Below are 21,116 nucleotides of genomic sequence, written 5' to 3'. Positions count from 1 at the left end.
AGCCACACATAGTCTCAGTTTGCAAAATTATGGTGGATTTTTAGAGATGCCCTTAAGCAATATGAGGCGCAAGCTAAGCAGGAGAATGCAGCGTTTGCGGGATTTTCTGCTGAACGAGGCGCTAACTTTTTTAAAGCAGAACATATGCATAGCAATGGCAAAAAAGTGAGTTGTGCAACTTGTCACACTTCAGACCCACGCAACCAAGGCAAAACTCGGGCGAATAAGTTAATTGAGCCGATGGCGACCATTGCCAATCCTCAAAGGTTTACTGATGCAGCTAAGGTAGAAAAATGGTTTGGTCGCAATTGTAAAGACGTGTTGGAACGCGTTTGTACCGCGCAAGAAAAAGGCGATTACATACAGTATTTAATCAGCGTGAAATAGCACGCTCAGTGTTAATGGCACTTCTATAAATCCAATTTTCGTTGCCACACTGCGTTGCTCACAAAAAATTACTTCTTACATATCAACTATATGCGGCGGCGCAATTTTTTGTTCGCGCCTTGTTTAGCTTAGAAACTTGAATTTATAGAAGCACCCTTAAGGAAAATATGATGAAAAAATGGATGCAAATTTTAGTATTAATCACCAGCATTACATCCGCTAGTACTCTATTGGCGAGTGGTGGATTTGGTGAAGGAGGCGATGGTGTTAGTACTATGCCAGCTGTTACCAATGCAAAATGGAAGACAGAGTGTGGTAGTTGCCATATGGTTTATCACCCAAGTTTATTGCCAGAGCGTTCATGGAAAAAAGTAATGACAGGCTTGGATAAACACTTTGGCGAGAATGCCAGTTTAGATGCAGCTACGCATGATGAAATTACTCAATTTTTGGCTGCAAATAGCGCGGATAAACAAAATAATCGTCGATCAAGCCGCATTAATCAGTCGATTCCAGCAAATGAAACGCCAATCCGCATCAGCGAAACGCGCTATTTCACTTCTAAGCACGATGAGGTTTCACCAAATACTTTTAAACGTAAAAGCGTTGGCAGTGCATCGAATTGCGTCGCCTGTCATAAGGGTGCAGAAAAAGCTGACTTTTCTGAGTCGCAAGTGAAGATTCCACGTTAGTATTCAGGTATGAGAGTTCTACTGGTTGAAGATGATACCCTCCTGGGTGATGGCGTACGAGCTGGTCTCAAACAGGCGGGGTTTGCTGTGGATTGGGTGCAAGATGGCCAAGCAGCTAAACTCGCCTTAGAAACTGAAGAATATGCACTTGTAGTTTTAGATTTAGGCTTACCAAAATTAAGTGGTACAGACTTACTCAAATGGCTACGTACGCAAGTCTCAACCATTCCAGTTTTAATTCTCACCGCTCGTGATACAGTAGCTGACCGTATAGGTGGCTTGAATGCTGGCGCCGATGACTACCTTATTAAGCCATTCGACTTAGATGAACTGATTGCTCGACTGAATGCTTTATTGCGCCGCAGCGCAGGAAAAGTGACGCTTACATTGCAACATGGGGATATTGAATTAACACCTTCTACGCATCATGTGAGTAAAAGTGGGCAAACGGTAGAGCTTTCGGCTCGCGAATTTACTTTGTTGCATGAGCTTCTATTGCATGTCGGCCGTGTGCAATCACGCGAGCAGTTAGAACAGAATTTATATGGCTGGGGCGAAGAAGTGGAGAGCAACTCAGTGGAAGTGCACATACATCATTTACGTAAAAAACTTGGTGCTGAGTTGATTCGAACCTTGCGAGGCGTCGGTTATGTGATCGATAAAGAAAATACTCGGTGATGAATTCTTTACGCTTACGCTTAGTATTGTGGTTATCTCTTAGCCTTGGCGCTGCTTGGCTTGTGGCGGCATGGTTTACTCATATTGAATCACAAGAAGAGATTAATCAGCTTTTTGATGCGCAGTTAGCGCAGTCCGCGCAAGTATTGCTGGAGACCGTACCGCATCAATTACATGAGCAGATGGAGCATGGAGATAATGAAGTTTCAGTTTCTCATGAGTATGAGCAAAAACTGGCCTTTCAGATTTGGAGTGGTGAAGCGTTACTACTTCGCTCAGCGATTGCACCAACCAAAGCGATGGCAAGTGATAAAGAAGGCTATAGCGAAACAACCATCAATGGCGAAGCGCTGCGTGTGCTCACGCGTTGGGACGCGCGTCACGATTTTATGATTCAAGTTGCTGAGCCTTTAGCTAAACGCGAATCATTGGCGCGACATATTACGCTCAAAATGCTTATTCCCAGCTTCATTGCTTTGCCTGTATTCGCATTGCTGATATGGCTAGGCATTGGTGCAGGCTTGCGACCTCTGAAACAACTCAAGCAAGAGGTAAAACAACGTACTGCGAACCAGCTAGTTCCTCTTGCAATGCAAGGTGTACCAGAAGAGGTGGTGCCTTTAGTCAAAGCTTTAAATGAATTATTTGCGCGCTTGGATAGTGCATTTGAAAGTGAGCGCCGCTTCACTGCCGATGCAGCACACGAGCTGCGCACACCCTTGGCAGCGCTTAAGATTCAAGCGCAAGTAGCAATGCGTTCTAGCGACAGAGCAGAACGCAATACAGCTTTGGAGAATGTTTTGCGCGGTGTAGATCGTGCCGCTAGGCTTGTGCAGCAGTTGCTAACTTTGGCGAGAGTTGATCCAGAAACAGCAGTGGATAGCTTTAAACAGGTGAACTTACGAGCTTTAGCCGCATCCGTAATGGCTGATCTAGAGCCTCTAGCTCATACAAAACAGATAGAGTTGTTTTTGGAGGAAGGCCAAGCTGCTAATGTACTTGGCGATGACTCTCAATTAGTCTTGCTCCTACGTAATTTGTTAGATAACGCTATCCGTTACACACCTGCTGGTGGTCTCGTCTCAGTCAGCGTGAGTGATCTTAACGGCATGCACTTAAAGATACGTGATACAGGTCCTGGAATTGCAGAAATAGAGCGCGACCAAGTGCTGCAACGTTTCTACCGCATTACGGGTAGTGGGGAAGAGGGTAGTGGACTCGGACTGTCTATAGTAAAGCGCATTGCAGATTTGCATGGTGCACGATTGGAGCTAAGCAGCAACGAGAAAGGTGAGGGTTTGTTGGTGCAAGTGATTTGGCCCATTACTTAGTATAGATGCAAAATCTGATGGTGGTGAGCATTTGCTTACCGAGTTTTAACTATGGTAACTTTTGTGATTGATGTAAAAAATCAAATTGGCTTGACTCATGCAGAAGCGTTAAAAAGGCTTGAGTCTGATGGTATGAATGAACTCCCAGCTTCTGGCCACCGGAATTTATTTGGGATCGCACTAGAGGTCATACGCGAGCCGATGTTTCTTCTTTTAGTGGCGGCAGGTGCAATCTACTTGATACTGGGTGATGTGAGCGATGCGCTGATGTTGCTAGGTTTTGTCTGTGTTGTGATGGCAATCACTATCTATCAAGAAAATAAAACTGAGCGAGTACTAGAAGCTCTGCGCGATTTAACCAGCCCACGTGCTTTAGTTATTCGTGGTGGCATAGAGCAACGCATTGCAGGGCGTGAAGTGGTGCGAGGTGACTTGCTCATGCTATCAGAAGGTGATCGCGTTCCAGCGGATGCGGTGCTGATTTCTTGCAATCATTTTGCTGTTGATGAATCACTGCTTACGGGAGAGTCCGTTGCTGTGCGTAAGATTGCACAAGTTGAGTCTGAAACGCTACCTGATATTGAAATTACGCCTCCTGGTGGTGATGGTTTGTCATTTGTTTACGCAGGTTCATTAGTGGTGCAAGGTCGTGGAGTGGCGCAGGTGCTGGCAACAGGGCTACGAAGCAAGATTGGCAAAATCGGTAAAGCTTTGCAGGGCTTAGATGTTGAGATTACGCCCTTGCAGCAAGAGATTCGCTTGCTGGTGCGTAATCTTGCCATTATAGGCACGCTTTTAAGCCTATTGTTATTTGTGATTTATGGGCTCACGCATGGCGATTGGTTACATGGTTTATTGTCTGGAATCACATTAGCAATGTCGATTCTGCCAGAAGAGTATCCAGTGGTTTTGACAGTATTTATGGCAATGGGCGCATGGCGAATTTCTAAACATCGAGTACTGACAAGACGTGCGCATACTGTTGAAGCACTTGGTTCAGCCACTGTCATGTGTGTTGATAAAACAGGTACGCTCACTTTTAACCGTATGGCTGTGCAGCAATTAGTGGCTCATAACCTTGTGTTCAGTGCAGCTCATTCTAGCAAATCGAAGCATGACCCTATCAATAATTTATTACCTGAAAATTTTCACGAAGTCCTAGAATTTGCCATTCTTGCTAGTGAGACAACACCTTTTGATCCGATGGAAAAAGCCATTCATGAAATGGGTCAACAGTATTTGGTTGATACTGAACATTTGCATGGCGATTGGCAGCTAGCGCATGGATACTCCTTGTCTCCAGAGTTGCTTGCCTTATCAAATGTATGGAAAGCGTTAGACCGTGATGAATATGTGGTGGCAGCCAAAGGCGCACCAGAAGCTATTGCTGATTTATGTCATCTTGATCAACAGCAAATTGAAACATTATCAAAACAAATAAATAGACTAGCAGAACAAGGCATGCGCGTTCTTGGTGTGGCAAGAGCCAAACACTCAGGCAGCGAGTGGCCAGATATTCAGCATGATTTTGATTTTGTATTTCTTGGGTTGATTGGGCTTGCTGACCCTGTGCGTCCCAACGTGGCGCCAGCGCTAAAGGAATGTCATGCCGCAGGTATTCGCGTTGTGATGATTACAGGAGATTACCCAGTTACTGCTGCTGCAATTGCTGATCAGATAGGGCTTCCTGTAGGAAGTGGAGGCATAATCACAGGGGCTGAGCTCGTTCAGATGGATGAACCAACCCTGCGTGAACGGATTCGCCACAGCAACATCTTTGCACGGATGGTGCCAGAGCAAAAACTGCGTTTAGTGAATGCATTAAAAGCGAATGGCGAAATCGTTGCAATGACTGGCGACGGTGTGAATGACGCACCAGCGCTTAAAGCTTCACACATTGGCATTGCTATGGGTGGGCGAGGCACCGATGTCGCGCGCGAAGCGGCAGCGCTGGTGTTGCTTGATGATGATTTCGCCTCCATCGTGCACGCCGTGCGCTTAGGTCGTGGCATTTTCGATAATCTGCGCAAAGGCATGGCCTATATATTCGCGGTACATTTTCCTATTATTGGGTTATCGCTTGTGCCCTTAATACTCGGCTGGCCCGCAATGTTTGCGCCAGTTCATATTGTATTTTTAGAAATGATAATTAATCCAGCCTGTTCAATCGCCTTTGAGGCGGAGCCCGCAGAATCAAATATCATGCAGCGCCCACCACGCTCTTCTAAAGAGTTATTATTTAGCAAACATGTTTTTTTCATTAGCTTGCTACAAGGAATTTCACTTTTAGTGCCGTCATTGATTGTGATGGGCTATGCTTTAAATCATGGGGCTTCAGCAGACGCAGCCAGAGCGATGACTTTTACCACACTGGTCACTGGGAACTTAGGTTTAATACTAGTCAACCGTTCATGGCGACATTCAGTAATACGTACTTTGGGTATTCGAAATCCAGCATTATGGTGGGTCATCATAGGCGCCTTCATCTTTCTAATACTGGCGCTATTGCTACCAATTTTGCGCGATGTTTTTCATTTTGCACCTATCACCATTCAAGCATTCGCTTTAAGTTTCTTTGTGGGTTTAACAAGTGTTTTGTGGTTTGAACTCTACAAAATATTTCGGAGAGAACCTTAATTTGATTAAGTTAGGACTTTCAATAATGGTTAGTTACTTGAAAGCAAAGCTATTTACTAAACACTCGACATCCCATCTGTTTTGAAGAGCATCGCTTCTAGTAAGATAAACATTGTTGTAACTACTGGCTGCTAAAACCTAAGTCGCGATGTTTGTCATTACCTATGACCTTCAATTTTCTACTCAGCTACTTAAATAAAAATCCTTGCTTATTTTTTTCTAAAGCTAGCGCAGCCAGTAACTTTTCATGGTCGGCATTTTGAATTAAATCATGTGCATTTGTAATGGCAGTTTCAGCACTTTCAAAATCACCTTCTGCGAGGGCATGCATGCCTTCAAGCAGCCAGTCGTTACTGGCTTTTAGGCGTTGCGCTTCTTGTTTGTTGCGTCTATTGGCGGGTAAGAATCGTAGAAAATGCACAAATCTTAAAAAGTAATGTAGTAGTAAAAAGCTTAATACAATCAACATCAGTAAAAAATTAAATGAAAATTGCAGCCGATAGGGTGGGCGTACAATCAGCACGTAGCCTTGATTGTTACTGGCTGCCCACACCACGATCACTAGCAGTAACGCCATGAGTAACCACCAAAATATTTTGCGTTTTATCATGATAGTTGGCTGATTTAATCTGTTTTTTCTAGGCTGAGTTTGTAACGGTTAACTGCCGCAATGCTTTCGGTCAGCTGTGGCAACTGAATATCAATGTTGTTGCCAGATAGTTTTTTTAATTGCTTAAACGCTAGTATGGCATTTGGATGTTTAGCATCAAAATATTGATTGATCCATGCTGTAACGGTAGCAAGATCCGCTTTATAGCTGACTTCGTCATGCTGCAATAAAGCAATTCTGGCTGTGAGCAGTCGCAGTTTTAGGTTCTCGCGCAGATAAAATGCGTGGTCGGTTGATAATAGTGGCGGCTCGGGTTTATCAATGCGCTCTAGCGTGACTAAATTTTTAATATCATTCCAAATGGGGTAAGTGACTTTTTGCAAGGCGCTTAGGTGCGTAGTTTTAGCCTCATTTTGTTGAGCAGCTTTTGCATTGAGTGTAGGCTGGCGCTCACTGATTAACGGTATGGTTGCACACAAATCGGCCAATGTATCTAGCTGAGCGCTCATGCCGACTACATCAACTTGCGGTAATTTTCGTAGATTTTCAATTTCAAGCACAAGCGTTTCTCGCAATTGATTCGCGCGCGGTAAATTGAGCGGCTCCAAGCGTTTATCGGCGGCTTGTAAAGCTAATAGAGCGGTTTTAACATTACCTACAAGTTGTAACTGTTGGTTAGCAATAGTTAATAACTGCTCCACTTCAGCCACAGCTGTGGCTTCGCGGCTCTCAGCGAGCTGGTCATAAAGTGTTTGCAATACATCTTGCTGGTCACGCGATTCCTCTAACTTTTGCTCCAAAATCACCGTGCGTGCGTTGGCCTCAGTGCTTCGTTCCTCTGCTTGTTTAGCAAGTGCCAAGCTTTGTTGATTGTTGGCTTGGTAAGCTTCAAGTTTTTGGCTGAGTGATTTTTCCACTTCGTTAAATCGATGGCGTGTATTCAACCATTGCCAAGCTAGTGTCAGTAAAGCGATGACAACCAGTATCAACGCGGTATTGGCGAAGAGTGAGGGCTTACGTCTGTCTGAAGTTGGTATGTTTGAAGTGTCAGCCATTTTAATTAATCACTTGTTTAATTCACTACTTGAGGTAAAGCTAATTGCGACAAGCATTTAATCATCGCATCATCACCTGGCGCTTCAGCAACCAATACTTTAAAGCCAAACTGCCGAGGCAATTCGGCAATTCTGGCATGATTAACGCACAGTGTGACATGACGCAGCCATTCTGACTCGCCAGCCATGTCTAGCAAATTGCGCATGGCTTCGCTACTCGTCACGATGACGGCATTCAGATGACCTTGCTGCCATTCACCATTTAGAAATTGTGTGTCTATTTGCGGGTTAATTCGACGGTAACTTTCTGCAAATGCGACATTTGCACCCCGAGATTTAAGCATCTCTGCCAATACATCGCGCCCACCAACCCCACGAAAGATGACGATGTTTTTATTCTCAACATCGTGCATTTCAGCAAGTGCCAATAAGGATTCACTGTCAAAACGGGTGTGCGGTATTAGCACCTGGTGAACCCCGTACAGACTGAGCTCTTTTGCCGTTTGATGACCAATGGCGGCAAATTTCAGATTTTCAGGCGCATTGCCAAATCTTTTGAGAATTCTCGGTAATGAATGATCAACCGCATTGGTGCTGATGAAAATTGCCCAGTCAGCTCGCTCAAGGTCGGCAATTACACTTTCAAATGCATGATAATCATCTAATGGTGAAATGGCGAGCAGTGGAAATAAAATCGCAACACCACCATGATGATGAATCGCCTCGCAGATGCTCTCAGCTTGATCCACAGGTCTGGTGACCGCTACATGCAAACCTTTTAGTAAATTATCTGCCATCATGAATAATGACTACTTTCGTTAATTACTTATGACCATCAAGCGCAGAGAGAATGTCGTTAGCACCTTTCGCCAACAACTGATTAGCTAACGTTTTACCTAAAGCATCCGCTTGGTTTCTATTGCCGCTGGCTGTTTCTATTAGCATTTGTTTGCCATCTACACTCGCTACAAAGCCAGTCATGTGAATATCCTCGCCTTTACATGTCGCATAAGCGCCAAGTGGCACGGTACAGCTGCCTGCAAGCGCACGGCTCATGGCACGTTCTGCCTCCACACACACTTGCGTATCTGGGTGATTTAACGGCGCTAAAACAGCGAGTAAATCTGGGCGATTCGCATTGATTTCAATGCCTAAAGCCCCTTGCCCAACCGCAGGAATGCTCAACTCAGGTGAAATTACATTGCGAATTCTGGCGTTAAGTCCTAAACGAATCAAACCAGCAGCAGCGAGGATAATGGCAGCATATTGACCTTCATCGAGTTTACGAAGACGCGTTTGCAAATTACCGCGCAAAGATTCTATTTTTAAATGCGGTAAACGTGCTTGCAATTGGCTTTGACGGCGCAAGCTAGAAGTACCAACAATACTACCTTCAGGCAAGTCTTCAAGTGAGTCAAAATCATTTGAAACAAAAGCATCACGAGGATCTTCGCGTTCGCCAGTGGCGGCCATCATAAAGCCTTCTGGCAGGTTCATCGGCACATCTTTCATGCTATGGACAGCCAAGTCGGCACGGCCATCTTCCAACGCAGTTTCTAACTCTTTTACAAACAAACCTTTGCCGCCGACTTTTGCCAAAGGCGTATCTAAAATTTGATCACCAGTGGTGGTCATACCCAAAATTTCTACAATAGTAGAAGGGTAAAGCGCCTGCAAACGGCTTTGAATATGCAAGGCTTGCCACATTGCCAATGGACTTTCGCGTGAGGCAATCACAAGTTTAATTGGGGGTTGAATATCAGGTGCTTGAATGGAAGTAGGACTAGAAGTGTTCATAAGCTTATATTAGGCAGTTTAAATGGTGGTTTCTATTTTAACACAAGCAGCACTATCGCTTTAGTTTGCGCGGATGAGATGCTGTTGACGACGGCTGACGGCAATCGTCTCATCGGTGTTTTTTAATAAGGCGACCCAGTGCTTTTCACTGCTTTTATTACCATCTTCATCGAACTCTTGATGGCGTTTTTCATAGCCCAAAATATAGGCTTTTGCCACTAAACAATTACGATGTAAACGAATAAAAGTATTAGAAAACTCCTGCTCTAAATTATTCAGAGACTCTTCAAGAAGGTATTCTTTTTCTGCCGTGCGCACGGTGATATATTTAAGTTCAGCTCGTAAGTAAATCACATCGGCCACGGGAATCAATAAAATTCGACCACGCTCAGAAATACTGAAATGTGTTTTCTGCTGACTCAGCGGCGCGATTGCCTCAAGCTGACTGGGTAATAAAGCGCGCGCTTTTTGTATGGCGGTTTGCAGGCGCTCCAAACGAATGGGCTTCAATAAATAATCTACCGCGCTCATATCGAAAGCCTGCATGGCGTAACTATCAAAAGCGGTGGTAAAAATTATGGCTGGTGGCTTAGCCATTTTTTGCAAGTGTTGGGCAGCTTCAATACCGTCTACGCCTGGCATACGAATGTCGAGTAAAACTATGTCAGGCTGATGTGTGTTGGCTAAATTGAGCGCTTCTTGTCCATTTTTAGCTTCAGCAACAATATTAATATTGCTCATGTCGTTCAAAAGCTCACGTAAACGGTTACGAGCTGGCGCTTCGTCATCTGCGATTAATATTTTTAATGTGTCGGTCATTTAGTCGTATGTGGCAAAGTAATATGGACTTGATATTCACCATTTGACAAGCTACTTTTCAAGGATGCCTCAAGGTCAAAATGCAAAGTTAAGCGCTCCTTAATGTTATTAAGCGCCATTTGGTTGCCAATATGTCTAGTGTTTTTGATGCTGTAAGGATTACTGAGTACTAAGTGAACTTCATTACGTTTGGTGTAGATTTGAATGGTAATTTTGCCACCAGTGGCTAATGGTTCTATGCCGTGATAGACGGCATTTTCAATCAGTGGCTGCAATAGTAATGGCGGTATAAGGGCGTCAGGCGGCATGTCATCCACTTTCCACTCAATGATCAGTCGCTCTTCTAAACGTAGCTTTTCTAAGGCTAAATATTGTCTACATAAAGCGATTTCCTGTGCCAATGGAACTAAATCACGATTATCTGCCATCAGCACACGAAATAAATCCGCCATATCTTCCAGTGCTGTTTCAGCACGTTTTGGTTGGCTACGAATCAGCGATAACACTGCATTAATACAGTTAAACAAAAAGTGTGGGCGAATACGTGCCTGCAGGGCTTGTAATCTTGCTTCATCAACCGCTGGTGAATAGGCGCGCTCTTGAAGGTTGAAATAATACAAGGTGATAGTGCACACAATAAATGCATAAAAAACTGTACGTTTAGTCGATAATAGATTGTCGAATATTAAGGCTTGTGTCAGTAGCCAATGTAAACCAAAACAAGTGAGTAAAACGATGCCAAAGATGGCGATGATGCCGTGCCAGTAACGTAGTTTTTTGAGTAGTGGGTAGCTTGCGTATAACAATAACAAGCTTAATAACAACATAGGTTGCGCAATTGCTGAGATGTTTGTCACAAGTGATACAAACTCAGCAGCATTGGTACTTAAAATGATTGCAATGAGTGCCAATAATGCATTGGTAATCACTAGAATACGTAACGCTACGCCTAGGTTACGCAAGTTAGGTAGGCGGTTACTTTTTCTCATGGCATGATTCATGCTCATACGATTGTGTTGTTTGGTCTTTTTTGAGCATTAGTTAAATCGTAATCTTTGTATATGCATTATACTAATCACATAAGTGTATTATTATTAAGCAATAATTGATATAGAAAGTCAAAGTAGTGATTAAAAGTGGTGTGACCCATTCTTTTCTAAAATTTAATCCTAAATATTGAATAGATATTAAAGCCGTACGATAAGAAAGAAAAAGTAAAAGTGACAAAAAAGACAAGCGCATTAAACAAAAAAAATACCAGTTGGTCAGGAAGATTTAACGAGCCTGTCGCTGAGTTAGTCAAGAAATACACCGCCTCTGTTAGCTTTGATCAACGCTTGGCGGCATTTGATATTCAAGGCTCTATTGCTCACGCCCAAATGCTGGGTGCACAAAAAATTATTAGTTTGGATGATGTTAAATCAATCGAAACAGGCTTAGCTGAAATCTTGCAAGAAATCGAGAGCGGCCAATTTGAATGGTTGTTAGATCTCGAAGACGTGCATTTAAACATTGAAAAGCGTTTAACCGATAAAATAGGTGACGCAGGTAAGCGCTTACATACTGGCAGAAGCCGTAACGACCAAGTAGCAACCGATGTCAGGTTGTGGTTGCGAGCAACCACAGATGATGTCATCGCAGGTTTAAAAGGCCTGCAACTGAGTCTGCTAGATTTAGCCGAAGCGCATTTTGATACAGTCATGCCAGGTTTTACACACCTGCAAGTAGCGCAACCAGTCACCTTTGGTCACCATTTAATGGCTTATGTTGAAATGCTTACACGCGATACTGGACGTTTCATTGATTGCAGAAAGCGCATCAATAAATTACCTTTGGGCGCCGCGGCATTAGCGGGTACAAGCTACCCGATTGATAGAGAGTTAGTTGCAAAAAAATTGGGTTTTGATGGCGTTTGTGAGAATTCACTAGATGCGGTTTCTGACCGTGACTTTGCCATTGAATTTACCTTTGCCGCTTCATTGGTCATGACGCATTTATCACGATTATCCGAAGAGCTGATTTTGTGGAGTTCTCCAAGGTTCGCCTTTATTGATATTGCCGATAGATTTTGCACAGGCTCATCTATCATGCCGCAAAAGAAGAACCCAGACGTACCAGAGTTGGTACGTGGAAAAACGGGTAGAGTTTACGGGCATTTAACCGCACTGCTCACTTTGATGAAAGGCCAGCCACTAGCCTACAACAAAGATAATCAAGAAGACAAAGAGCCGCTATTTGATACAGCTGATACCTTATTAGTTACCTTACAAATTTACGCAGATATGTTGCGTTTGCCAGTAATAGAAAACGGAGTGGTGGTTAAAAAAGGCTTTATTGTCAATAAAGACAATATGCGCCAAGCTGCCTTTGAAGGCTATGCGACTGCTACAGATTTAGCTGACTATTTAGCTAAAAAAGGCATGCCGTTTAGAGATGCGCACGAGGCTGTTGCTTTGGCAGTGCGTTATGCAGTAGATAAGAAAGTAGATTTAAGTGATTTACCACTGACAACTTTACAAGAATTTGCAGTTGAAATCAGTGAAGATGTTTATGCTGTGCTAACTTTAGAAGGATCATTAAACAGCCGCAACCATATTGGTGGCACTGCCCCTGTGCAAGTTAAAGCAGCCATTGCTCGCGTTAGAAAATCAATGAGTTAAAAGATTGTAAAATTAAAGGTGTGAATTGATTTTTAGCGAAAAAAAATTTAAAAAAACTAACTTTGCATTGGCTTTATTAGTCGCAATGCATACTAATTTTTTGCTGGCACAAGACATACCTCAAGAAGTATCTGCAGAGCAAGATAGCGCCTTGCAAACAGATGACCGTGAATCGACGACCATTACTTGGCCATTGTTATCTGGTGAAAGTGTACAAAGTTTATCAACTTTGTTTTACCCAAAAAACAAAAGAATGCAGCGTTTATTTATTCAGAGAACACTGCATTTAAGCCAAGAAATTCGCCCTAATTTAACAGCTTATACCAAGACCAATCAAGCAAGTCTGATTATTATTCCAAATATTAAATATTTGGCTAAGCATAGCGGCAAAATTAGGCATGCCTCTAAAAAAATAGTGCATCACAGTAAGCCAGCCACTCAACCAGAATTGCACATGAGTTATGGGCTGAAAGATGCTAGTCAATTTGCGCTCACTCCTGAAATGCAGACCAAATATGAAGATTTGGTGAAAAGAAATGAGCAGCTTAAGCAAGATTTAGAAAAGCTCAATGCAAAGTTGGCGCATTTGCAAGAAGTCATGTTGGCGCTTAACGTAGAAGCTAAACGTGTGCAAAGCTTGCCAGCTGCACCTCAAACCGTTAACGTATTACCAACACCAACACCAACACCAACACCAACACCAACACCAACAGACCCGCAGGTTGTTGCCCCTGTGCCCGTAGCTGTTGCAAACGTGCCAGAACCTGCAAAGCCTCGAGCCATTAAACACATGGTATCGCCAGTTGTGCAAACACCTGCTAGCCCAACAACTGCATCAATTACAGAGCAAGAATCCATTACTTCTCAATATGGCTTACAAATTCTTTTAGCCTTATTTGTGTTAGGTTCAATATTTGCAGCCTATCGATATAGACGTAAGCAAACAGAAGCTTTTAGTTATTTCACCGCAGATAAACTTGAACCTATGGATAAAAAAGAATTCATAAGTGCTCTGGATGAAGTGGATGATTCACCCTCTACAGTAGATTTTTCTTTAAGCTCCAGTGAGTTCTCAGGTAGTATTTCAGATAACGACTTAGATGCCATCATGTCTTTGAAAAACAAAGAAGAGGGTGATTTGGTGCTTGAGCAAGCTAGAATTTACGTCAATATTGACCGTGAAAAAGAAGCGATTCTAATCTTGAAAGCGCAAATTCAATCTGCGCCTAAAGCGTCACTAGATCACTGGCTGGCGTTGTTAGATATATACAGAAAAACCAAGCAAAAAGAAGAGTTTTTAGAAAGCGCACACCAATTACATCAAACCTTTAATGTGATTCAGCCCACCTGGGATAATTTACCGCTACCGATGGTCATTGCGACCAGTTTGTTAGAGTTCCCGCATATTATTGAGCCTTTGATGAGGCTTTGGGCTGAGTGCGATAAGAGCTTAGAAAAACTGGTAGAAACAAAGATTTATTTAGATAATCTACTAACAGATAATCGTGACAGTGAGCGTGGCGGTTTTGGTTTAGAAGTGCTGTTAGAAATTAAGCTTTTGCGTGATATTTTGGATCTTCGCGACAAATTTTCTCATCAAGAATAGTGCTTAATTTAAACTTTAATTAAGGCAGAAACAGTTCTAAAAGCTCATTCAAAAAGCGCTGTCCTAATAAAGTAGGCCGCATATTGCCAGATTCAATGATTAGCAATCCCTTGCTTTGCGCGGTTTTAATCGCGGCTTCTAGCGTGCGAATATTTAAACCAGTGCGTTGCTGAAATAAATCCACAGGCACGCCATCCATCAGCCTTAGCGCATTCATCATAAACTCAAAACCAAGCTCATCTTGCGGTATCAGCCACTCACGCTCAACAGCCTTGCCTTGTAACGCTTGCTCCATATAAGCTTTGGGATGCTTGGGGCGAACTTCGCGGGTGATTTTATCGTGATAACTGAGCTTGCTGTGCGCACCTGCGCCTATACCTAAATAATCACCGAATTGCCAATAGTTAAGGTTATGTTTAGCCTGCTTACCTTTTTTGGCAAAAGCAGACGTTTCGTAATGCTCATAACCATTTTCAGCTAATAGTGCTTCAATGGCAATTTGCATATCGCTACTCGTATCATCATCTGGCAGACTAGGCGGCGTGCGGTAAAACGGTGTATTCGGTTCTAAGGTTAAATGGTAAAACGATAGATGTGAAGGGCTTAAACGCATTGCGGTTTGTGCGTCTTGCATGGCATCTTCCAAGCTTTGCTTGGGCAAGCCATACATAATGTCGCAATTGACCTGCTCGAAGGTTTTCATTGCAAGCTCAACTGCTGCAAACGCTTGCTCACTATCGTGAATACGTCCTAAAGCTTTTAAATAATCGCTATTAAAACTTTGTATACCAAGTGACAGCCGAGTCACGCCAGCCTGCTTGTAACCGACAAAATTAGCAGTATCTACAGTGCCAGGGTTGGCTTCTAGCGTAATTTCGGCGTCAACCTCTAACGGCGTAAGCATGCGCACATGGCTTAAAATTCGGTCTATCGATTCCGCAGAAAACAAGCTTGGTGTGCCACCGCCAAAGAATACACTTTTGATTTTCCGCCCCCACACTTTCGGCGTGGCAAGCTCCAAATCCGCGATTAAGGCATCGACATAGGCACTTTCGGGAATTTCGCCATCTTTATGTCGACTCTCATGCGAGTTAAAGTCGCAATAGGGACATTTTTTAACGCACCAAGGAATATGGATATATAAAGACAGCGGCGGCGGGTTGGTTAGACCAGATAATGTTGCCTCGCCTGCTAGTGGTGCAATGGTGTTAATCGGCTTTGGATAAAACGATGCCGCAGGTTTTATTTCAATGATTTTTTTGATAAGGATTCACCAGCATCTTAACAAGACGATGCAATGCTTCGCGCATCTGCTCTTCAGAGACTTCCATTAGCAAGCCATCTTCAAATGCATCTTGGGCGATTTGTTTAATTTCATCAAAGTTTTCAGTCATGACTTTGACTTTTTCTGTGCATGCAACAACGCTATTGTCGTCACGCACCCATTTTGGCCATGCTTCTTTTTCGTCTTTACTCATGCGTTTAATCGCTCTATTTTTTGCAATAACTTTGCCATCGCGTGCCCACGGTGGCTGATGCGACTTTTAATTTCCATTGATAATTCGGCTACAGTTTTACCTGTGTTAGCATCTAAAAATAAAGGATCGTAACCAAAGCCATCATTGCCACGATATTCGCTTAATATTTCGCCTACCCATTGGCCTTCTGCAATGATAGGTTCTGGATCATGCTCATGGCGCACTAGCACCATTACACAGTAAAAATGCGCATGGCGATTTTTTTCACCCTTAAGCACTTCTAACAATTTTTGATTGTTAGCGTCATCCTGTTTCTCTTTTGGAAGGCTGGGCTCACCTGCATATCTTGCAGATAACACACCGGGTGCGCCCTGTAGCGCGTCTACGCATAAGCCAGAATCATCTGCCAGAGCGGGCAAGCCTGTGTGTTTACTGGCGTGGCGTGCTTTGGCAAGCGCATTTTCAATAAAAGTGCAAAATGGCTCTTCACACTCAGGTACGTTAAGCGTACTTTGCGGGATAATTTCAATTTTTAGTGGCGCAAGTATGTGCTCAATTTCGCGCAACTTGCCTTTATTGCCTGATGCGATGACGAGCTTGCTAAACACCTAATGCCTCATTCTGTTTGATAATGAGTTGATTGATGCCGTGCGCGGCTAAATCTAGCATGGCATTCATGGCATCACGGCTGAATGGCTCGCCTTCAGCTGTGCCTTGAATCTCCACAAAACCGCCATCGGTTGTCATGACGACGTTCATGTCGGTATCGCAGTCTGAATCTTCAATATAGTCTAAATCAAGTACTGGTATACCTTTATAAACGCCTACTGAAATTGCTGCCACGCCTTGCTTTAACGGGCTTTCAGTGAGCTTGCCGTTTTTTAGTAAGGTTGAAATGGCATCATGTAAGGCCACAAAAGCGCCAGTGATGCTGGCAGTACGCGTGCCACCATCGGCTTGAATCACATCACAATCCATATGAATGCTGCGTTCGCCTAGCTTTTCTAAATCAATAATGGCACGTAATGAGCGACCGATTAAACGCTGAATTTCTTGCGTACGACCAGATTGCTTGCCTTTTGCAGCTTCTCTATCCATACGGCTGCCAGTAGAACGTGGCAACATACCGTACTCAGCAGTCACCCAACCCTGACCTTTGCCTTTTAAAAAGCCAGGTACTTTTTCTTCTACACTGGCTGTACATAGCACGTGTGTATCACCAAACTTTACCAATACTGAACCTTCAGCATGCTTGGTGTAATGGCGAATAATCTCGACATTACGTAACTGATTATTAGCGCGTTGGCTGGGTCTTGAATTGCTTGATTGCATGCTTGATAAATCCTGATTAATCTTTTGAGCTAGTTATTATACGTTTAGTTTGATATTCGTTTAGATTTAAGCAAAGCTTGTTGAATTTCTGCGATGGTATTTTCAATTTCATCGTCAGTAAAATCGCCATCCAATGCCGCATCTTGCCCGCTAGGGTAGGTCGTTGGATTCATGATAGTAGTTGTCAAACCCATCGCCATAGAGATAGTTGAAACGGCAAGACCATTGCTTTGTTTATCACCCCATTGCAAGCCGATAGCACTCATATTATCGCCTTGCTCTTGGCTAGTATTCTCTGCGACATCTAACAAGGTAGTCACTCCGTCAGTGATAGATGGGCTATTGAGTACGCGTTTAATTTGCTCGTCTGTTACCGCACCCCAAACACCGTCAGTACACAATAAAATGGTATCGCCTTCAGCCAATTCCTGTCGATCAGAAAGGTCGATTTTCGGGGGGACATCGCCGCCTAAACAGCTGTAAACTTTGTGTCGATAAGGGTGCGTAGACATCTCATCTTTATTGATCATCCCTTTTGAATAAAGAGATTGAACAATCGAATGGTCTTCGGTGCGGTATAGCAAATGCCCATCTCTAAAATGATAAAGGCGTGAATCGCCGACATGAGCGCAATACAATACACCGCGTTGCACGACCGCCGCAACAATAGTAGTGCGGGGCGCTTCCATCAACTCTCGCTCTTGCGTGAGCTGGTCTATCATGTCGTGAATCTGTTGCATATGGTCAATTAAGAACTTAGCTGGGCTAGGAAGTGTAGGCACTGCTAGCCGTTGAAAAGCATCTGTCATCGTAGTCACTGCTAATTGTGCGGCTATTTCGCCATGGCGATGACCACCCATGCCATCAGCTACCACCAGCAATAACGCATCTTTACTGTAAGAGTACGCAAGTCTGTCTTGATTATATTGCCGTGGACCCTGACGGCTATTTTGAAAAATAGTAAATTTCATGATGGTTGATGCGCGTTAATTAGTGGTTGTGTGCGTAATAGGTGCTTTTTGAGGGGGTGTTTTTTTCATCAAAATAGGTTTATTGAGCGCAAGCACTATTTTATTGACCAAGCTAGATTTTTTCTTAGGAAGCGGCTTAGATTCGAGCAAAGCCTTTTGCAGCGAAAACACGCTTTGTGGGCGCTCAAGATAATCTAAACTCAAGCAGCTGTCGATAATTTCAAGCAAGCTTTGCGAGTAATGGTCTTTACCCAATTTGACTGCTGGAACGAGCAAATCATTTTTAATCCGTTGATTAGCAGCGGGCGGCGAAGTGCGTGTTAAGCATGAATACATGGTGGCCCCTATGCTGTAAATGTCGCTCCAAGGCCCAAGTAGTTTTCTATCGTAATATTGCTCAGGTGAAGCGAAGCCCGGTGTGTAACTAGGTGAGAATTTTGCTAAATTCTCACTCAAAGCTTGTCTTGCTGAGCCAAAATCTAGTAGCACAGGCGAACCATCTAGCCGAATATAAATATTGGCTGGTTTAATATCTAAATGCAAAAGCTTTTGAGTATGCACCTCTCTTAAACCATTGGAGAGCTCACCAAAAACACGCCTGATAAATTGCTCAGAAACTAAGTTTTGCTGCCCTAAAATATATTCTTGTAATGATTTCCCACGTTCATACTGCATCACCATGTAAACAGTTTCATTGGCGCGGAAGAAATTAAGCACTCGAACGATATTCTTATGGTCAATTTTAGCGAGCGATAAACCTTCATCAAAAAAGCATTTTAAGCCGCGTCTAAATAAGGCGACGTCGTCAGCATTAGGTTGAACTGTTGCACTGTCGGTGCGCAAGGCAATTGAGGTAGGTAAATACTCTTTAATGGCGACCGTGTTTTTATCTTTATCGCGTGCCAAATAGACGAAGCTAAACCCACCAGAGCTCAAGACTTTTCGAATTTCGTAATCTTGTAACTGGTAGCCAGTAGGTAACGCTAAATTTTCAGTAGATGACACTATATATTTTTTCTATTTACTTGTTTTATTAAGGGTAAATTAATTTAAATAATGCATTTAGACTTAGAGTATATTCAGCAATATAACGCGTAATTGATTGTACTTAAAGTTATTTAGTGGTTTATTTTGGCATCTATTGGCTTGTATTTGATAACATGCTGTTAATTTATTAGTTTTAGCTAACGTAGTTTCAGGAATTTTCATTATGACTTTCAGTATGACGGGCTTTGCAGCTCTTGAGCAATCCATCAATTCACCTATAGATAATGCAACTTTAATACTGGAGCTGCGCGCGGTAAATAGCCGCTATTTAGATCTACATTTTAAGCTGGATGAAAATTTAAGAAGCTTTGAGCCAGCTATTCGCGAACTGATTAGTGCAAAACTAAGTCGCGGTAAAATTGAATGTAAAGTTAATTTAATTCAGCGTACTCAAGCAGGGCATGCAACCCAGTTGGATGATGCGTTAATGCAGCAATTGGCTGCGATGCAAGTAAAAGCACAGCAGTATTTCCCACAGAGCCGCCCGCTCAGTGTGGCGGATATTTTGCGCTGGCCAGGCGTAGTGCTCAATGATTCTTTGAGCCAAGATTCACTATTGGAAGATGTGAAAAACTTAATGCAAGCAGGTTTGCAAGACTTGAATGCATCTCGCGCTCGTGAAGGCGAAAAATTAAAAGCGCTGGTGCTAGAACGATTAAGCCAAATTGAATCTTTAGTGGTCAAAGTCAAACCGTTATTACCTGCGCTGACCAAAGAGTATCAAGCTAAACTCGAAAATAAGCTGCAAGAAAACTTAAAAAATATCGACCAAGAGCGTGTCGCGCAAGAACTGGTGATGTTTGCACAGCGTATTGATGTTGATGAAGAGCTTACCAGATTAACTGCCCATATTTCTGAAGTGAAACGGATTTTGAGTAGCGAGGCACCTGCAGGAAAACGTCTAGACTTTTTGATGCAAGAACTTAATCGTGAAGCGAATACCTTGGGTTCAAAGTCTGTTTCAGTACAAACCACCCAAGTATCCATGGAGTTGAAAGTACTTATTGAGCAAATGCGCGAGCAAATTCAAAATATTGAATAAGCAAAATAGATGATTCAGTTAAATTTAGAATAAAATACAAATATGACTATAGGCAATCTTTTTATTATCACTGCAGCTTCTGGCGCTGGCAAAACTAGCTTGATTAAAGCTTTGCTGGTCAAAGACGAGCATTTGAAACTTTCAATCTCTCACACTACACGCAAGCCGCGTCCTAGCGAGGCGAATGGCGTGGATTATCACTTTGTGGATGATGTGACATTTTTGCGTATGCTGGGTGAGGCGCAATTTTTAGAAAGTGCAGAAGTGCATGATGCGCGTTATGGCACTTCACAGTCGGCTATAGAGGCACCACTAGCGGCGGGCTTTGATATTATTTTAGAAATTGACTGGCAAGGTGCAGAGCAAGTACGTCGTTTGTACCCGCATGCTGTGAGTATTTTTGTGTTGCCGCCGTCCATCGAGGCGTTGGAACGCAGGCTGAATGGCCGCGGTCAAGATAGTGCAGAGGTCATTGCTAAGCGTGTAGCTGCTGCGCGTACTGAAATGCGCCACGTGAGCGAGTTCGATTATGTTACAATCAATGATGATTTTGATGTTGCACTACAAGACATTACCGCAATCATTCGAGCACAACGGCTTTTAGGCTCAGTTCAACTACAACGTTATGCGGATTTAATTCAAACACTTACATAAGACTCTAGATTGAAGCGCATTAGATTCTTCAATTTAGAAGCTTTATTTCTCATTATTAATTAGGAAACACCATCATGGCACGTATTACAGTAGATGATTGCTTAGACCAAATTCCAAATCGTTTTCAATTGACTTTAGTGGCTGCGTACCGCGCACGTCAACTACACAATGGCGCAGAGCCGTTGATTAACACACAAGGTTTGCGTGATAAAACAACTGTATTAGCGCTGCGTGAAATCGCTGCTGGTAAAATTGGCGTAGAGCTTCTTGCACGCATTCATCCTTAATATTTGGCTTATCTTAGAATACTATCTATCTAA

The 21,116-nt window shown here is 43.1% G+C and carries 22 protein-coding genes; 10 read left to right on the top strand and 12 right to left on the bottom strand.

All coding sequences use genetic code 11. From position 1 onward, the window contains the following. Nucleotides 1-36: 36 nt before the first annotated feature. From PSU78_RS03925 to PSU78_RS03905, 5 genes are all read left to right on the top strand, one after another. Nucleotides 37-387: a DUF1924 domain-containing protein gene (locus tag PSU78_RS03925; RefSeq protein ID WP_300384584.1), complete on the top strand. Its 351-nt coding sequence runs from the start codon at nucleotides 37-39 to the stop codon at nucleotides 385-387. Nucleotides 388-554: 167 nt separating this feature from the next. Beyond that, on the top strand, nucleotides 555-1,079 hold the full coding sequence (locus PSU78_RS03920) for a diheme cytochrome c (RefSeq protein WP_300384575.1): 525 nt from the start codon (nucleotides 555-557) through the stop codon (nucleotides 1,077-1,079). A gap of 9 nt (nucleotides 1,080-1,088) precedes the next feature. Beyond that, on the top strand, nucleotides 1,089-1,757 hold the full coding sequence (locus PSU78_RS03915) for a response regulator (RefSeq protein WP_300384572.1): 669 nt from the start codon (nucleotides 1,089-1,091) through the stop codon (nucleotides 1,755-1,757). Continuing rightward, complete coding sequence (locus PSU78_RS03910; RefSeq protein ID WP_300384581.1) at nucleotides 1,757-3,088, top strand: ATP-binding protein; 1,332 nt, start codon at nucleotides 1,757-1,759, stop codon at nucleotides 3,086-3,088. Before PSU78_RS03915 ends, PSU78_RS03910 begins: the two co-directional genes overlap by 1 nt. A gap of 63 nt (nucleotides 3,089-3,151) precedes the next feature. After that, the gene (locus PSU78_RS03905) at nucleotides 3,152-5,725 is read left to right on the top strand and encodes a cation-translocating P-type ATPase (protein WP_300384568.1); all 2,574 of its coding nucleotides are present in this window, start codon (nucleotides 3,152-3,154) and stop codon (nucleotides 5,723-5,725) included. A 187-nt stretch (nucleotides 5,726-5,912) separates the two neighbouring features. On the opposite strand, the gene PSU78_RS03900 is transcribed toward PSU78_RS03905, so the two are convergent. The 6 genes from PSU78_RS03900 to PSU78_RS03875 are packed head-to-tail and all read right to left on the bottom strand — an operon-like array spanning nucleotide 5,913 to nucleotide 10,995. Then, complete coding sequence (locus PSU78_RS03900) at nucleotides 5,913-6,335, bottom strand: heme biosynthesis HemY N-terminal domain-containing protein (RefSeq protein WP_300384566.1); 423 nt, start codon at nucleotides 6,333-6,335, stop codon at nucleotides 5,913-5,915. A 14-nt stretch (nucleotides 6,336-6,349) separates the two neighbouring features. Next, nucleotides 6,350-7,390: a uroporphyrinogen-III C-methyltransferase gene (locus PSU78_RS03895; RefSeq protein WP_300384563.1), complete on the bottom strand. Its 1,041-nt coding sequence runs from the start codon at nucleotides 7,388-7,390 to the stop codon at nucleotides 6,350-6,352. Between the two features lie 17 nt (nucleotides 7,391-7,407). Then, nucleotides 7,408-8,190 carry a uroporphyrinogen-III synthase gene (locus PSU78_RS03890; RefSeq protein WP_300384560.1) on the bottom strand — a complete coding sequence of 261 codons (783 nt, stop codon included), beginning with the start codon at nucleotides 8,188-8,190 and terminating at the stop codon, nucleotides 7,408-7,410. Nucleotides 8,191-8,212: 22 nt separating this feature from the next. Continuing rightward, a complete protein-coding gene (gene hemC, locus PSU78_RS03885; RefSeq protein WP_300384557.1) occupies nucleotides 8,213-9,187 on the bottom strand; it encodes a hydroxymethylbilane synthase in 975 nt (324 codons plus the stop codon). Nucleotides 9,188-9,247: 60 nt separating this feature from the next. Further along, entirely contained in the window at nucleotides 9,248-10,006 is a 759-nt protein-coding gene (locus tag PSU78_RS03880) for a LytTR family DNA-binding domain-containing protein (protein ID WP_300384554.1), read from the bottom strand. Beyond that, a complete protein-coding gene (locus tag PSU78_RS03875) occupies nucleotides 10,003-10,995 on the bottom strand; it encodes a sensor histidine kinase (protein ID WP_300384550.1) in 993 nt (330 codons plus the stop codon). The genes PSU78_RS03880 and PSU78_RS03875 overlap by 4 nt, the downstream gene beginning before the upstream one ends. A 231-nt stretch (nucleotides 10,996-11,226) precedes the next feature. Between PSU78_RS03875 and argH the strand changes: the two genes are divergently transcribed. Together argH and PSU78_RS03865 are read left to right on the top strand one after the other, a co-directional pair. After that, the gene (gene argH, locus PSU78_RS03870) at nucleotides 11,227-12,666 is read left to right on the top strand and encodes an argininosuccinate lyase (protein ID WP_300384548.1); all 1,440 of its coding nucleotides are present in this window, start codon (nucleotides 11,227-11,229) and stop codon (nucleotides 12,664-12,666) included. A gap of 85 nt (nucleotides 12,667-12,751) precedes the next feature. Continuing rightward, entirely contained in the window at nucleotides 12,752-14,272 is a 1,521-nt protein-coding gene (locus PSU78_RS03865; RefSeq protein WP_300384545.1) for a hypothetical protein, read from the top strand. Between the two features lie 19 nt (nucleotides 14,273-14,291). On the opposite strand, the gene hemW is transcribed toward PSU78_RS03865, so the two are convergent. The 6 genes from hemW to PSU78_RS03835 are packed head-to-tail and all read right to left on the bottom strand — an operon-like array spanning nucleotide 14,292 to nucleotide 19,058. Further along, complete coding sequence (hemW, locus tag PSU78_RS03860) at nucleotides 14,292-15,485, bottom strand: radical SAM family heme chaperone HemW (protein ID WP_300384578.1); 1,194 nt, start codon at nucleotides 15,483-15,485, stop codon at nucleotides 14,292-14,294. 34 nt (nucleotides 15,486-15,519) lie between these two features. After that, nucleotides 15,520-15,750, bottom strand: a complete 231-nt coding sequence (locus PSU78_RS03855; RefSeq protein ID WP_300384542.1) for a hypothetical protein — start codon at nucleotides 15,748-15,750, stop codon at nucleotides 15,520-15,522. Beyond that, nucleotides 15,747-16,358: an RdgB/HAM1 family non-canonical purine NTP pyrophosphatase gene (rdgB, locus tag PSU78_RS03850; protein WP_300384539.1), complete on the bottom strand. Its 612-nt coding sequence runs from the start codon at nucleotides 16,356-16,358 to the stop codon at nucleotides 15,747-15,749. Before rdgB ends, PSU78_RS03855 begins: the two co-directional genes overlap by 4 nt. Beyond that, entirely contained in the window at nucleotides 16,351-17,082 is a 732-nt protein-coding gene (gene rph, locus PSU78_RS03845; RefSeq protein WP_300384536.1) for a ribonuclease PH, read from the bottom strand. Before rph ends, rdgB begins: the two co-directional genes overlap by 8 nt. 44 nt (nucleotides 17,083-17,126) lie before the next feature. Beyond that, entirely contained in the window at nucleotides 17,127-18,053 is a 927-nt protein-coding gene (locus PSU78_RS03840) for a protein phosphatase 2C domain-containing protein (protein ID WP_300384533.1), read from the bottom strand. A 15-nt stretch (nucleotides 18,054-18,068) separates the two neighbouring features. Further along, nucleotides 18,069-19,058, bottom strand: a complete 990-nt coding sequence (locus tag PSU78_RS03835; protein WP_300384530.1) for a serine/threonine-protein kinase — start codon at nucleotides 19,056-19,058, stop codon at nucleotides 18,069-18,071. A gap of 205 nt (nucleotides 19,059-19,263) precedes the next feature. On the opposite strand from PSU78_RS03835, the gene PSU78_RS03830 reads away from it, so the two are divergent. The 3 genes from PSU78_RS03830 to rpoZ all read left to right on the top strand — a co-directional run bounded on the left by PSU78_RS03830 (nucleotide 19,264) and on the right by rpoZ (nucleotide 21,083). Beyond that, nucleotides 19,264-20,142 carry a YicC/YloC family endoribonuclease gene (locus PSU78_RS03830; RefSeq protein ID WP_300384527.1) on the top strand — a complete coding sequence of 293 codons (879 nt, stop codon included), beginning with the start codon at nucleotides 19,264-19,266 and terminating at the stop codon, nucleotides 20,140-20,142. 42 nt (nucleotides 20,143-20,184) lie between these two features. Further along, the gene (gene gmk / locus PSU78_RS03825; RefSeq protein WP_300384524.1) at nucleotides 20,185-20,796 is read left to right on the top strand and encodes a guanylate kinase; all 612 of its coding nucleotides are present in this window, start codon (nucleotides 20,185-20,187) and stop codon (nucleotides 20,794-20,796) included. 74 nt (nucleotides 20,797-20,870) lie between these two features. Next, complete coding sequence (rpoZ, locus tag PSU78_RS03820) at nucleotides 20,871-21,083, top strand: DNA-directed RNA polymerase subunit omega (RefSeq protein WP_300384521.1); 213 nt, start codon at nucleotides 20,871-20,873, stop codon at nucleotides 21,081-21,083. Nucleotides 21,084-21,116: the final 33 nt, after the last annotated feature.

The organism is Methylotenera sp. (genome assembly GCF_029945705.1).
In the GTDB taxonomy this organism is placed as follows: domain Bacteria; phylum Pseudomonadota; class Gammaproteobacteria; order Burkholderiales; family Methylophilaceae; genus Methylotenera.
Note: the sequence above shows the minus strand (reverse complement) of the source record. Positions and strands in the feature narration are given on the sequence as shown.